General features: G+C 45.9%; 18 protein-coding genes. 2 read left to right on the forward strand and 16 right to left on the reverse strand.

Translation table 11 applies throughout. The annotated features are described in order from the left end of the window. Positions 1-135 precede the first annotated feature (135 nt). The 12 genes from HRQ85_RS04675 to HRQ85_RS04730 form a co-directional block, all read right to left on the reverse strand. The gene (locus HRQ85_RS04675) at positions 136-2,031 is read right to left on the reverse strand and encodes a hypothetical protein (RefSeq protein WP_172378848.1); all 1,896 of its coding nucleotides are present in this window, start codon (positions 2,029-2,031) and stop codon (positions 136-138) included. A 36-nt stretch (positions 2,032-2,067) separates the two neighbouring features. Continuing rightward, entirely contained in the window at positions 2,068-2,271 is a 204-nt protein-coding gene (locus tag HRQ85_RS26455; protein WP_308822072.1) for a GpE family phage tail protein, read from the reverse strand. Then, a complete protein-coding gene (locus tag HRQ85_RS04685) occupies positions 2,220-2,504 on the reverse strand; it encodes a phage tail assembly protein (RefSeq protein ID WP_004737238.1) in 285 nt (94 codons plus the stop codon). The genes HRQ85_RS26455 and HRQ85_RS04685 overlap by 52 nt, the downstream gene beginning before the upstream one ends. Beyond that, positions 2,488-3,213, reverse strand: a complete 726-nt coding sequence (gene gpM, locus HRQ85_RS04690; protein ID WP_172378849.1) for a phage terminase small subunit — start codon at positions 3,211-3,213, stop codon at positions 2,488-2,490. Before gpM ends, HRQ85_RS04685 begins: the two co-directional genes overlap by 17 nt. Before the next feature lie 11 nt (positions 3,214-3,224). After that, entirely contained in the window at positions 3,225-3,590 is a 366-nt protein-coding gene (locus tag HRQ85_RS04695) for a phage tail tube protein (protein WP_061016063.1), read from the reverse strand. A 3-nt stretch (positions 3,591-3,593) separates the two neighbouring features. Then, positions 3,594-4,730: a phage tail sheath subtilisin-like domain-containing protein gene (locus HRQ85_RS04700; protein ID WP_172378850.1), complete on the reverse strand. Its 1,137-nt coding sequence runs from the start codon at positions 4,728-4,730 to the stop codon at positions 3,594-3,596. Next, positions 4,730-4,948: a DUF2635 domain-containing protein gene (locus HRQ85_RS04705; RefSeq protein ID WP_102308521.1), complete on the reverse strand. Its 219-nt coding sequence runs from the start codon at positions 4,946-4,948 to the stop codon at positions 4,730-4,732. Before HRQ85_RS04705 ends, HRQ85_RS04700 begins: the two co-directional genes overlap by 1 nt. Next, complete coding sequence (locus HRQ85_RS04710; protein WP_172378851.1) at positions 4,948-5,487, reverse strand: phage virion morphogenesis protein; 540 nt, start codon at positions 5,485-5,487, stop codon at positions 4,948-4,950. The genes HRQ85_RS04705 and HRQ85_RS04710 overlap by 1 nt, the downstream gene beginning before the upstream one ends. Continuing rightward, entirely contained in the window at positions 5,484-5,948 is a 465-nt protein-coding gene (locus HRQ85_RS04715; RefSeq protein ID WP_172378852.1) for a phage tail protein, read from the reverse strand. The genes HRQ85_RS04710 and HRQ85_RS04715 overlap by 4 nt, the downstream gene beginning before the upstream one ends. After that, positions 5,948-6,394, reverse strand: coding sequence for a head completion/stabilization protein (locus HRQ85_RS04720; protein WP_172378853.1), 447 nt, complete (start codon positions 6,392-6,394; stop codon positions 5,948-5,950). Before HRQ85_RS04720 ends, HRQ85_RS04715 begins: the two co-directional genes overlap by 1 nt. Positions 6,395-6,515: 121 nt before the next feature. Then, positions 6,516-7,553, reverse strand: coding sequence for a phage major capsid protein, P2 family (locus tag HRQ85_RS04725; RefSeq protein ID WP_108021095.1), 1,038 nt, complete (start codon positions 7,551-7,553; stop codon positions 6,516-6,518). A gap of 46 nt (positions 7,554-7,599) precedes the next feature. Next, the gene (locus HRQ85_RS04730) at positions 7,600-8,433 is read right to left on the reverse strand and encodes a GPO family capsid scaffolding protein (RefSeq protein WP_172378854.1); all 834 of its coding nucleotides are present in this window, start codon (positions 8,431-8,433) and stop codon (positions 7,600-7,602) included. Positions 8,434-8,567: 134 nt separating this feature from the next. Here HRQ85_RS04730 and HRQ85_RS04735 point away from each other — a divergent pair, with 134 nt between their 5' ends. Both HRQ85_RS04735 and HRQ85_RS04740 read left to right on the forward strand, forming a co-directional pair. Further along, positions 8,568-10,319, forward strand: a complete 1,752-nt coding sequence (locus HRQ85_RS04735; protein WP_172378855.1) for a terminase large subunit domain-containing protein — start codon at positions 8,568-8,570, stop codon at positions 10,317-10,319. 20 nt (positions 10,320-10,339) lie between these two features. After that, positions 10,340-11,308 carry a phage portal protein gene (locus HRQ85_RS04740; protein WP_172378856.1) on the forward strand — a complete coding sequence of 323 codons (969 nt, stop codon included), beginning with the start codon at positions 10,340-10,342 and terminating at the stop codon, positions 11,306-11,308. A 111-nt stretch (positions 11,309-11,419) separates the two neighbouring features. Here HRQ85_RS04740 and HRQ85_RS04745 read toward each other — a convergent pair whose 3' ends face one another. From HRQ85_RS04745 to HRQ85_RS04760, 4 genes are all read right to left on the reverse strand, one after another. Next, a complete protein-coding gene (locus tag HRQ85_RS04745) occupies positions 11,420-11,968 on the reverse strand; it encodes a hypothetical protein (protein ID WP_172378857.1) in 549 nt (182 codons plus the stop codon). 247 nt (positions 11,969-12,215) lie between these two features. Then, positions 12,216-12,467, reverse strand: coding sequence for a hypothetical protein (locus tag HRQ85_RS04750; RefSeq protein ID WP_172378858.1), 252 nt, complete (start codon positions 12,465-12,467; stop codon positions 12,216-12,218). Further along, positions 12,458-12,688: a hypothetical protein gene (locus tag HRQ85_RS04755; RefSeq protein ID WP_102561736.1), complete on the reverse strand. Its 231-nt coding sequence runs from the start codon at positions 12,686-12,688 to the stop codon at positions 12,458-12,460. Before HRQ85_RS04755 ends, HRQ85_RS04750 begins: the two co-directional genes overlap by 10 nt. 9 nt (positions 12,689-12,697) lie before the next feature. Next, positions 12,698-13,120, reverse strand: coding sequence for a glycoside hydrolase family protein (locus HRQ85_RS04760; protein ID WP_172378859.1), 423 nt, complete (start codon positions 13,118-13,120; stop codon positions 12,698-12,700). Between the last annotated feature and the right edge of the window lie 41 nt (positions 13,121-13,161).

The following is a 13,161-nucleotide window of genomic DNA, read 5'->3' on the forward strand; positions in this document are numbered from 1 at the left end:
GATTTGTCTACACCTAACTGATTCGTGTGATCGCCAAGCGATTTTGTTGTATAGCCCAAACATGAACTCATAGGTCACCCCTACCATTGGGCGTGAGCTTTGTGGTTTTATTGCAAAGAAGTCCAACTAAAAAGGTTAAAAGCTTGTCGCCATATTCCCCACATCTAAGTTTAAGTCAGTTCCCTTTTCACTTTTCGCTTTTTCAATCGCAACAGGCTTGTCCGATTTGATAGTCAATGACACTTCAGATTTACTTTTGATGGTTTGGTTCCCCAGTGGGCTATAAGATGCGCTTTGCTTAATAGGCTGAATCCCTCCAGTTTGATAAGCATGGTAACCCTGCTCGGTTTGGGTTCGCTCAGTTCGATTTTGGGTTTCATTGCTCGTAATGCCAAGCGTCGCGCTCTTATCTTCAATACGGTTGAGTTTGGCTGCTAAGTTATCGACTTCTTGGCCAGCTTCATCGGTTTGAATCTTCCACCCATCGGGGATGAGTGCATCTGGCAGTTTGTTGATTAGCGCTTTGAATTTATCCCACAACCAACCAATGCCATCACCAATCCATTTAATGACTTTATCTAAGCCAATGAACTTATCGATTAAATAGGTAATCGCGATTACTGCAGCGGCAACAGCGGCCACCATAAGCCCGATAGGGTTTGCCAGAACCGCTGCATTTAAAGCAATCAGAGCCACTTTTAAGATAGCTATGGTCGCAAGGATCCCTTTGAAGTTTTGCGTTAACCAAATAAGCCCTTTACCTAGCAGTTCCAAACCTTGATAAAGACCGTCCACGGTTTGGATCAGCTTTTCGATAAAATCGGTTCGCCAAGCTGCGTTCTTAAACTTCTCAGAAAACTGGGTGAATGCTTTGGTTGCTTTTTCCATGATGGGTGCAAGTGCTGCAAACTTCATAGAGCGAACGCTTTCTTCGATTTTTTGCAGAGCATCGTTGTAGGCTTCCGCTTTCGCCGCATCTTCTGCAGTCGCACCGCCACCCAATGCATTGAGCTCTTTTCTTGCTGCCGTTAATCCTTCAGTGCCTTCACGTAACATGATCAGCATTTTGCGACCATCTTGCCCAAAGGCCGCATCGGCAAAGGCCATTTGCTCTTGCGGCGTTTCAAGCTGAGAGAACTCTTCAAGGAGCATCTCATAAGCCTGCTTGGTGTCTTTTGCTCCCTGTAAGTCTTTATGCAGCGCGTTCTCACTCTTCTTGAGGTAAGAGCCTAACGCACCTGAGCCCGTTTGTTGCAGTACTCCAAGTCGCTTGGTAAAACGAAGCATGGAGTTAGACAGTGCGTCAGAGCTTACCCCCGCATGTTCAGCTTGGGACTGCATGGTTTGGAGTTCTTGAATGGGTAGGGTTAGGGTCGCCGATGTCTTTGCAAGGTTGTCCATTTCACCTGCCGCGCCATTCACTTGTGTCACTAACCCAGCAAAGCTCAACCCACTTAACAGCGCGGCTCCTTTTCCTGCCGCTGCAGCGCCGACCTTTGGAAACTTGATTGAACGGTTCAGCTTTTGAATCGGGCTCATGACTCTTTGTAAGGTGGTATAACGCTTACTAAGCCTGCCAATTTCCTTACCGTGTTTCTTATAACTTCGATTCAGTCGGTCGTATTCATTATCGAGTTTCTCCGTATTCACACCTGTCTTTTTTAACTGGGTATCGAGTTTCTCTAAGTGGGATTTATACCCCTCTTGCTCGGTATTCAGTTTGCTCAGCTTAGCTTGCTGCTTTGTGATTTTCTCCGTTAGGGCCGCACTTGGGGATTCAACACCTGCCGCTTTTACTTTTAACTCTTCAAGCTTTTCGCTGACCGCAGCAACCGCAATCGCGTTCTTGTCCATCGCTTTTCGTGACGTTTTTAAAGAGTCAATCATCCCCATTGCGGCAGAGTCATCAGCCTGTGTCTTCTGTACCTTCTTGATAGATTTGGCGTAATAATCGCTCTCGCCACTCATCCCTTTGAGAACGGCTGAAGTTTTATCTTTCATATCCATGAGAATAGACAGTTTCATTTTCATTCTGGATAGCCTTTTGTTGATACAAAAAAAGAGAGCTTATTCGCTCTCTTGTGGTGTTTGTTCGTGCCTCTCTCGGGCAAGCTCACGAAACAGTAATAGATCGTCGTAGCTGAGTTTGTCTATTTCGCTTGGCGGCCAATGGAACACAAGGGCGATATCTGCGTAATAGTCTTCAACTCGATCTATTACTATTCCGTCGCGACGAAAAAAGAGGCAAGCGTCGTGAGCAAAGGCGCCCAGTTCTCTGGAGGCATATTGATAATGTCACGCTCGTTCAAGCAAGAGATTCGAGGCAATAGCGTTTGTCCTGCTTCAAACTTCATTCCGCACACATCTATCAAGCTCAACCCGCGCAAATGCCCAGAGTGTGGCTTGCTGATATCAATATGCGTAAGCGCTTTGCCGTCTTTTTCAATAGGCGAGGCCAGCTCCGCTACCTTAACTTGTGACTCGTCTTTAATGGGGTTGGTCATAGCCAAGTTCCTTTTGTAATGCTTCAAGCTTTTTCTTCACGCCGCCTTTGGTTGGATCTAGCTTCATCACTAGCTCAAACAGGTTGTGCGCCTTTTCCTTGTCGCCTGCTTCAAAGTGCCAGTCACCGACAAGGCGGAACATTTTCACTTTAAGTGGGGCGTTGGTAGCAAGCTCACCCGCCAGTAAATCGTTGACGGCTTTAAGCAGGTATTCGCGCTTGTACGCTTTCTTTTCAGTGTGCGCTTTGTGCGTGTACTTAAAGACGTAATCACAAAAGCCTGTTTGACCGTTCACTTTAAAGTTAGCCGGTGTTCCTAATCCGCCATCGATGGCCGCTCGAAAGTCATCGTGGATCTCTTCAAACTGGCCAAGGTCAAAGTGCCACATATAAAAGCACCACATCACATCAAGGTTGTCGTAGTAGCCTTTGTGGGTATCCAGTAGCTTTTCAACCAATGGTCGGTACTTGTTAATGAGCTCTTGCTTGTACGGATCTTTCTCTTTCGAGCCAGACAAGGTGCGCAAGTAGCTTTGGTCTTGCTTAAACACGAGTTGCGTTTCTTCCCAGGGCCTATCAGCAAAAGCGGTGCGAACGGCTTGGCTTACTGTTGACTCGTTCATAGCGTCAACACTGTCGATCGCTTCAAAGGCTTCAACCGGTTCTGGCTTTGCCTTCTGAGCCTCTCGTTTCATCAGTATGGATAACATGGTCTTTCTCCTTACTGCGGGATGAGTTCGTCACCGTTGAAGAGCACTTCAAGCTGACCATCTTTTATCGCAACCGTAAGCGGGTCGACTGTCCATGCGCCTTTCAAGGTGTAAGCGCGGTTTGTGTTCGTTTCTAAGGTGATGTCTTCACCCACAAAATCAGCAATGGCTTTCTCATCGGTGTCTTGAGCGTGAATGATGGTGCATTTGATGAAAGGTGCGTCCGAGAATTGTTCAGAGAAACCCAAAGGACCATCGTCACCCATTATGGTTTCGCGCTTCATGTTGCCAAGGCCATATTCCGCCCCTTCTTTGATGGGAAGGCGCCCCAGTGAGCCTGCGTTAAGGACAGCACGGCTAGTAATTTTTGTTCCCATGACTTACTTCCTAAATTGAATTTTGCCTGCAACGATAATTAAACCGTTCACGAACTGCGGTGAATCTTGGTAGTTGACGCGCTGCTTGTTGGTTTCATCGAGCTCGACAATGAGCGACTTTTTGTAGCCATCGAAATCTTGCACGATGCCTTGGTATTCCAAATCTCGATACAAGGTCAACAGCTTGGCTTTGAACATGGTCGGCGTCACAATCGGCTGACCTTTGGCGAACTTGGTACCGTCTTTCGCTACCTTGTGGCGAGGGTAGACACTTAAGATCAACGAACGTTGTTTCTGACGAAAATACATGGCGGTTGCCGGTGTCATGACATCGAGGTAACTGTTGTCCGTTACGCCAGCTGCGTTTTCGGTGTAAGCAGTAATGGCGCGATCAACTAACACTTCATTCGCTGAGTTCACCGTGTACGTACTCAACCCTTCATACAAAAAGAGGTTACGTTCAGCCCAGTCCCATTCTTGTGCTGCCAGTGAATAAACACCGTTCAACTTGAGCGTTTGCAGGGGTCTACAAGGGTCGATGGCCAATGATGGGGCGATTTGACCAACCCATGCGCCAATCGCTGCCGCGTCAGACAGTGGCGCTTCTGCCGAGTCACCCAAGTTATTGATGGGCAGAAAGTTGATTAACGCGCAGTTGCTTGTTGGTGCAAAGGTGATGAGCTCTGCGTGTGTGCCTTTCTTGGGTAGATACGCGATGCCTGGTACTTGCTCTAATGCGCCATATCGCTCTTCAAGAAAAGTCCCTAATTCACGAATGGTGGTGCTGTCGTTCAATGAACACATGATGTGGTGATATTGAACATCCCCCAATGCGGCTAAGGCGCTTGCGGTATCACTGTCTTCAACACTGACCGCAAAGATAGGCATGGTTTTATCTTGCTTGCGGAAATAGGTGATCATTTCCACTATGTCGCTATTGGCACCAAACGAAGCTGCAGCAATCGTCTCATCCATACAAAGCGTGATTTTGTTGGGCGCGACCGTGGCGTCACTAACCGCATTACCGATCGCCAAGACAACTTGCAAGTCTTCTGCGCTGTTTGCCAGGCTATTGTCAATTTCAATGTAGACACCGGGAACGCGAGCGGTGCTTGGTACTTCAGCAAAACCAATACTCATTATTTAGTTTCCTTTTTGGCTGTGGGCTTGGCTGTTTTATCGATGACCACGATACTTTTTTCAGCAAGTCGACGTAGCCAGTAAGCGTTACGAGGTTTATCTTCACCTGCTGCTTTCAGTGGCTCTCGGGTTGTTGGGTCTTTCACGATCAAACTTGTTTTCGCTGGCTTAATCTTGAAAGTGGGTAGCGCCGTTTTCTCTACTTCTTGTTTATCCATTACGCTGCATCCTCTAGTGCAAAGTGTTCTGCTGCCATGGCGAGTAACTCTCGCTCTAGAGCAGGCGTCCAACCAATGAAGGTTCGCTTGGGCATTTGGTAATTGCGCTTGGTTTTTACGCCACCTGTCCATTGACCTGTTTTACTGTTGTAGTGACCATTAACGCGAGTCGTAAATGACACTTGAGCGCCTTGGTTGTGCTCTTGGCCAATGCGACCTGCGACGCCTTTTAGGCCAACCTCAAAGCTGTCGGCTGTAACGTGGGTTCTTAACGCCTTGCCAAAACCCAGCAACATGTTTTTATTGTTCACGGTGCTCTGCGCTTGAGTGCCATCCCATAGTTGGGTTGCCTTTCGCCGCGTTCGGCTTTGGTACGGGTTATTGTCTATATCTCGCTGAGCTCGAATTTGCTGACGAAAGAATTGTCTTGCGCGGTTGGCCATCCGTTTGTTCAGCTCAAATTTATCACTGGCCGTCAGCACCAAACTTTCCACAACTTGAGTCAGTTGCTCAGGCGTCGCGAGAGTTAATTCACTCATGGCAAATCATCTAAGTGGCCGACAAAGTAGACCAATTCGCCGAGTTGGTCTTCATCGGCTCGCGCTTCGAATCCACTGATACATTCATAACGGGTATCACCTTGCTTCCAATTGCCTTGTTCGTTTTCTTGAAGGTTGAACTCTTCACGAATATCAATTTTCAACTTGAAATCAAACGCACCTTTATCGAGAGGCTCTAGCGCGAACGTCGGCATGGGTAAGCCTTTTTCCGCTCGCTCTGGGTCGTACTTATTGAGCCAGCTGACTAAATGCATAAACAACACTTGCGGCTCTAACTTGGCGCTTTGCAAGAAAACGATGGCGGTATATTCAATTTCAAACCCATCGACATCGGCACCCTGACCACAAAATAAGGCGCCATCCTCCGCCCATATATCCATTTTGGCCGCATCTGTTACATGGCTTTTGAATAGGTCAGTTAAGCTTTGCAGCGCTTTCATTACACCCTCTCAAAGCAGTAGGTTTCTTCTGCGTGAATCAACATATCTATGGCTTGGCGGTACTGCACTTCGCACTCTTCTTTCTTACTGGTGAGCGCTTTTTGTCTGTCTGCCGCTTCGGCGGTGGCGTCACCACTCATTTGCACACTGATTAGTTGAGCAGCGGTCAGTGCAAATACGGCTTGCTTGTAAAGTGTTTTGGCTGAGTCATCACCAAAACGTTCTTGAGATAACTCCGCCAAACTAGCAAAAGGCACTAAGGTGTCTTTAAGCTCAGAATGCACCTTAATGCGTGACACCGTAGCGTGGTGCAGAATGCCTGCCTCTGTTTCATTGCTTTGGAAATGGAACAGAGACTGAAACTCTGAAATTTTCAGGGCTGGATATTTGTCCGAGGCTGGCAACTCTGATTCATACCGTTCGTTTTTATCACCGATAAATTCCATGATGTATCCTTACAGGGTTAGGGAATGCAGGCCGACAATCGCGAATAACAGTTAGCACCAAAGCGCACCTGAAACAGCAATAGAGCCTGCATTGAGGGGGTGTTAGTTTGTAATGGTTGGCTTAATGCCAAGCCTCGTTAATCCAAAGCTTCACGTTTTTGAATTCAATGGCTGCAGCTTTGCCAATCTCTTCGATCACGTAAGCCATGTTCATCGACTCAAAGTTTTCAATTTGGTCTTTTTCGTCGTTCTTCTTACCTGTAGAGCGGCGAACTGAACCTTCTTGAATGTAGATGGATAGGTTGTCGTAACTGGTCACCATGATGCCCGTTGAAGGGAAGCCTGGTACTTTCACTGCAGGCAGACCGCCATAAGTACCGATGACTTGCAGCTCTTGAATTTTGCCTTTTTCGCTTGGCGTATTACCGTGCGCTTCGTAGAACTTGGCCTTGTCATAAGCAAGCAAGTCAGAGCCGATGATGGCCACAAGGTTTGAGTCATTTTCACAGGCATCATGCAGTAGGTTTTTCGTTTCAAGCACGGCTAGGTCTAGGTTGATGAAGTCACCACCTTCACCGATACGAATTTCACCATCCGCTTTTTGTCCCGTGGTGATTAAGCGATCTTCGTTATGATCACGCATGGCTTGGAACCAGCCTTTGTTCACATCTTCACCGTTCGGGTTGGCACTAGCATCGGTATTTTTAGCGACACTTACGCCATACCAACCAATGGTGATTTTATTGGCGTCAATCTGCTCTCGGGTTGCTTTACTGATCAAGGTGTTGAAGTTCTTATGGTGCGCCCATGCGTCCAGTTTTGCGTAACGAAGCGCGGTATCAAAGTTCGTTTGCTCACACATGTAAGGCATCGCCCCCATGCTAGAGTGATCTTTCGGTGTACGTTTGCCTGAGCCTGACGTATCGGTACGACTGGCAATCATGCCTGTAGCGCCAAGACCAATGGATTCACCTTTTTGGTTTTTCACTGAGATGATGTTGATTTTGCCTAGGAACCAGTTGCTTTCACGGATAGCCGCGATAATGCGCTGAGTACCATTAGGGCTCACGTTAAACTTCTCTGTTGCATCATCCACATCGTTTTGCGCTGCCACGGCTTTCACGTAGGCGCTGAGTTTTGTTTTGGTCTGCTTTTGCATGTTCTTACCTAATTCAATTCGTTATGGGTTGAAGACGTGTCGAAGCCTATAAGTAACGCTCTTCGTCATTACCTTCGCCAGCTAACTTGCGCTGCTCTTCATCGGTCAATTTGCTGAACTTTTCAATTTGGCCTGTTAGGTTTTCTACCTGTGAAGACAGAGTCTCTACCTGGTCTTTTAGTTCGGTGACATCCGTACTTTCTTTAGGCTCACCAGGTTGCTCCGGCGGCTGACCATTGGTGTTCAGCTTTTCAACTTGCTCATTTAACTGGCTGAGTTGTTGCTGATTTTCTTTACCTTGCTCAATGCTTTGCTTGAGTAGCTCTTCAAGTTCTTTACTCATGTCGTCTTCTTCCTGTTGTTGTGAGAGCTGCTCAAGTTCACCTTCGCCCTTAAGCCAGCGTTTAAATGTATGGAACATCGAGGATTCTTCCTCGGTGTCTTTCGAGAGTTGCTCTGGGGTAATTTGAAAGCTCGTTGGGACGCACGCTTTATCTTTGTTGTTGGCAGACAGTTGAATCTGCGTGGTACCCAACGATGCAGGCTCATCGGTAAGGGCCAATCCGGTCAGGTAGGCTTTCCCTGTATCTGCAAACTTTTCATAGAACTCACATGAGGTATGTAAAAGCTGTCCTTGCTCAGCCATACGCAAAAGCATTGAATTTGGTTTCAGTACTGCGAATAGCTTGTCTTCTTTCTTTTCGACAGAGAGGACAGAGCCGTACTTGTTACTCCAGGGGTAATGGTCTGCATTAATTCGAGCTGTATAGATGTCTGGGTTGTAAGTTTCTGCAATCTCATCGATGATTTTTTGCTCAATGACTCGACCATCAATGGTTGCTCCTGCCTGTAAAATACAAATTAGCTCTGATTGGAACATGCCTAAACTCTCCTAAATTCGATGATTCCAATTTACCCAATGCCTCCGCCTTTTTGTATTTGTCCTAGTTCTAAACACTTGATATAGAAATCGTTCAAGCTGAGTAATCACAAGCGCTGTAGCACTATGCAAACATGGAAAATAATGTTGTTAGCGAACCGCTCTATACCGCCGACCAAACGAAAGCTTTGGGATTGTTTTTACGCCAACGTAAGCCTGCTGAAATTGCAGAATCAGTTAGTGTGGCCACTCGCACGGTTCAAAAATGGATAACTCAGTTTGATTGGAAAACGCTGAGGGATGACGCGCCCGTCGAATTAATGATGAGACAGCGCATTGCTTACTTGATGTGGGTTGACCAAAAGCTTGAGAGCCAAGAGCGTGAGCTCAAGATGTTGCTCGAACAGCAATTTAAACGTGATGAAGCTGAGCAAAGGCGCAACCGACCAGCTGGCCGAAGTGATGGCGAGAATAAGCGTGGTCGCAAGCCAAATAAGACGAAGAACGATGTATCCCACATCACCAAAGAGATGTTGGACGAGTATCGAGAGAAAACCTTCTTCGAATACCAAAAGGACATTCATGGCCATAAGCAAAACGATGAGATCAATGAAGTGCGCTTTTATCTTAAGTCGCGGCAGATTGGTCTTACGTTCTATTTTGCCTTTGAAGCGTTTGAAGATGCGGTGCTGACTGGCGACAACCAGGTGTTTATCTCTGCGTCGAAAAAGCAGTCGTATATCTTCAAAAACTACATTCGTAAGTTTGCGCTAGAGATTGGTGAAGTTGACCTAAAAGGTAAGGACGACATCGAGCTTAGCAACGGCGCGAACCTTGGTTTTATGTCCACCAACGTAGCGACCTCTCAAGGTTTTAACGGCCATATGTATTGGGATGAGGTGTTCTGGATCCCCGGTTTTGCGGATTTGGATAATTACGCGGGCGGTATGTCGATGCAATCGCAGTTCCGCACCACTTACATTTCAACCCCTTCCACCATGGCCCATGAAGCCTACGCGAAATGGCAAGGCAAGAAAGAGCACGGCATTGATATTAGCCACAAGGCGCTAAAAGCCGGCGCTTTGGGTGTCGACTTTATCTTCCGCCAAATGATCACGGTAGATGATGCGATTAAGAAAGGCGCGACCTTCTTCAACATGGATAAGCTCAAGCGCAAATATCCGGTTAAAGAGATTTTCGACAATCTATTGCGTTGTAAGTTTTTGGACGACAGCGCCTCGTTCTTCTCACTGAAAGCACTACTGGCGTGTAAGGCAGACAGTTCACTTTGGAAAGATGTGGACCACGAAAAAGCAAGGCCAGTAGGTAACGCAGAAGTTTTGGTCGGTTATGACCCAAGAGGTGGCGGAACGGGTGAAAGCTCGGATGATGCAGGCTTAGTGGTGGCGCTGAAACCTAAACGTAAAGGCGGCGTGTTCCGATTTATTGAGCGGGTTCGCCTGAAAGGTTCCAGCTATGAGCAACAGGCAGAAACCATTCGCGGTATTACTGAGAAATACAATGTGGTGTACATAGCCATGGATACCAGTGGCGTAGGCTCGGCTACCGCTGAGCTGGTTCGTAAGTTTTACCCAGCTCTGGTCGAGCTGGATTACTCACCCGAAGTGAAACGACTGATGGCCTATAAGTCGAGAGAAATCATTAACAGTGGCCGCTTACAGTTTGAAGCGGAATGGGATGATCTCGTTCACTCGTTCTTAATGATTCGCCAGCAAACCACCAAGGTGAGTAACCAAATTACCTTTGTTTCCAACCGCAGCAAAATTGGCTCTCATGCCGATTTAGCTTGGGCTTCGATGCATGTAATGCGTTGGGAGCCGATTGATATAAACAATGACACCAACACCAGTGTCGAGTTCTTCTAGCCTAATTTTGGAGAGGCCAAGTGATAGAGATTGAATTTTCTAACCCCGTGAGCGTGATGAACAGCGACATTCTGAGCTATTTAGAAGTGGCGTTGGTTGATGGTTTGTACGAACCACCGATTGCACTCGATACCTTAGCCAAGGCACTGCGCACGAACCCGATGCATTCGAGTGCGATTGAGTTTAAGCGCAATACGTTAATGCATGCCATTGCGCTGAGTGGATTGCTCTCACGCCAAGATGCAAAGCGTTTTATTCAAGATTACTTAACCTTTGGCAATGCTTACTTTCAGGTCATTAGAGGTTATGGAGGGTTGGGGGAGCCAATTAAGCTCAAACACATACCTGCTTTGTATATGCGTAGACGTGAAGACTTAGGGTGGACGTATAAACCAAGAGCTTACGATGATGATGGGCGCATCGACTACAAGAAAGGCCAAGTGTTTCATTTGGGCGATTACGATGTAGCGCAAGAGCTGTATGGTTTGCCGAGTCACATTAGCTCTTTGACGTCTATCTGGCTGAACGATGATGCCACCTTGTTTCGTCGTCAGTACTACCGTAACGGTAACCATGCTGGTTACTTGCTGTATATGAACGAGCCAACCATGACAGAGAAGCAAGAAAAGGCCATCAAGAAGCAGCTTCAAGCTCAAGAGGGCATGGCGTTTAAAAACTTATTTGTGAATGCCAAAGGTAAAGACACCAAAGCCCCAGAGCTCAAGCCAATTGGTCAAGTTGAAGCCAAAGACTCATACAAAGAAGTGAAGAACCAAACCATGAATGAGGTGCTTTCGGTTCACCGTGTACCCATTGAATTGATGAGCATTCGACGCGAGAGTATTACGTCACTCGATTTGAACAAGGTCGATTGGCTGTTCCATAAGAACGAACTGCTACCGCTCATTGACATGATGCAAGAGTTGAATGATTTTGTGGGGAGTGAGGTGATCGCTCCTGAGTTATACAAAAGAATTGATGAAGTATAAGTAAGCACGAAGTGTCAACATTTAAGATGTGACACTTCTTGGTCAGCCTACAAACACTGCGGTTTAGATAGCCACAGTCTCATAGTTCGTCCAGGATATTGCTAACTAGTATTATCTACTTGTCGCTGTAAATGACACTTCCTCACTTTGGTCTATGCCATCTTTACTTGTACATTTCATTTTCCCTACTACGTAGTCGTCAGAAATATATGTGAACTCATAGGCTGCATTATAGAATGAACTACTGTATTCAGCGGTTACTTTGTTATTCTCTAAATACACCTTAGCCAGACATTTATACGAACTATTGGTAATTATGCCAACATTGCCGTCACTCATTACCGAGAGTTTCGTATTTTTGGCGTAATCCCCATTAATTGAAATATTCATGAGATAGTCACTACCCTTTTTAAAGCGCTCAAAAGCACTCGAATCAACTAGACCATGTCCAAGGCCGATTAGCGGAGCGTATTTTAGTTGACCATTTTCAGTAACAAAAACCAGTTCATCGACACCGTCACCGTTAAGATCTACCATTGAAAAATTCTTAATATCTTCACTCGGCAAAAGTTCCTGAGGCTCACCTACTATATAATCTGAAGCAACTGCGGTTACTGAAAACAAAGTGGAAACTGAAAGGGCAAATATTGTTTTTTTCATACTAATGTACTCATTTTATTGATGTTTTTATTAAATATTCAACAAGTAGCGTATCAGGTTTTAATGTATTTAATAAAGAGACATTTATAAATTGAATATCTAATATTTGATCTTTAACACACATTTATAACGTTCGTTGTCTATTCGTACTTTCAGTACAAGTTTCTAGATTTGCTAGGTATAACGAGCGGTAATTAAAGTGAGCGCTAATCCATACAAAAGATACCGCCAATTAAAGGCGGTATCTTTATGCGGCTTCTTTACCTTGAAGTAAGGTATGCAAGCGGTCGAACTCTTTCACCATGTTGCGTTCTATTCTGTCGCCTAGCTCTTTGACATCATCTTTGGTGGCGTAGGTTTCCGCTACGTGAGTCTTGTGCTCACCAAGCTCTTTCGATAGCCGAAAGAGGTAACCAATCAGTAAGCTAAGGATAAGGGTGACAAAGGTACAAAACGCTATCACTGCGTTAAGCCAGTTCGGATCTATTGTCATTCCCATTGTTCGACCTCTTTGAGTTTTTTACCTTTCAGTGAATGGATAATGTCATTCACTGTTTCTTGTGTGACATCGTTCGTTGTGAGGGTTTTAAGCTTTTCTAAGCCCCAAATTACAAGACGAGAGGCGAAGCGCTCAAGAATCACTTTCCATGCGACTTGTAAGATTAAGCCTTTCAGCACTTCCCACAGGGTTTTACCTAAAATGCCGGTAATAAAGTTCATAACCACTCCTTACTTTTGTGTTGGTTCAGTTCCATAACGCATCATGTCACTGAGCGTTTGAGAGCGGTTACCCACCTGTCTTGCCCAGCGACTGTTTAACATTTCATTAGCGGCCGCCTGCCAAGCTTGCTGTTCAATTAGAGCAATGGTCTTTTTGAATTTCTGAAAACGTGGCAAGCCCATATTGAAGATCATGTCGACAATCACAGCCTGGCGAACGTCATTCAATACATTGAAGAAAGGCAAGGTTTGAGCCTGTTGAATCACTTCGTCAATATTGTGTTGAAGTAGCTGTTCGGCTTCTTCTAGGGTAATGCCGTTGTCACTAAGGTTGCGGCCATAACCAATAGTGAGTTTTCCCACACTGCATCGATACGGCTTAAGCCGAAGACCTTCATGTTTCTTAATAAGTGCTGTGGCTAATGTTTCCATGCTGGCGACCTAATGTAATGAACTAGGCTTAGTTTACCGTG

The organism is Vibrio sp. Vb339, assembly GCF_902751245.1.
GTDB lineage: Bacteria > Pseudomonadota > Gammaproteobacteria > Enterobacterales > Vibrionaceae > Vibrio > Vibrio coralliirubri.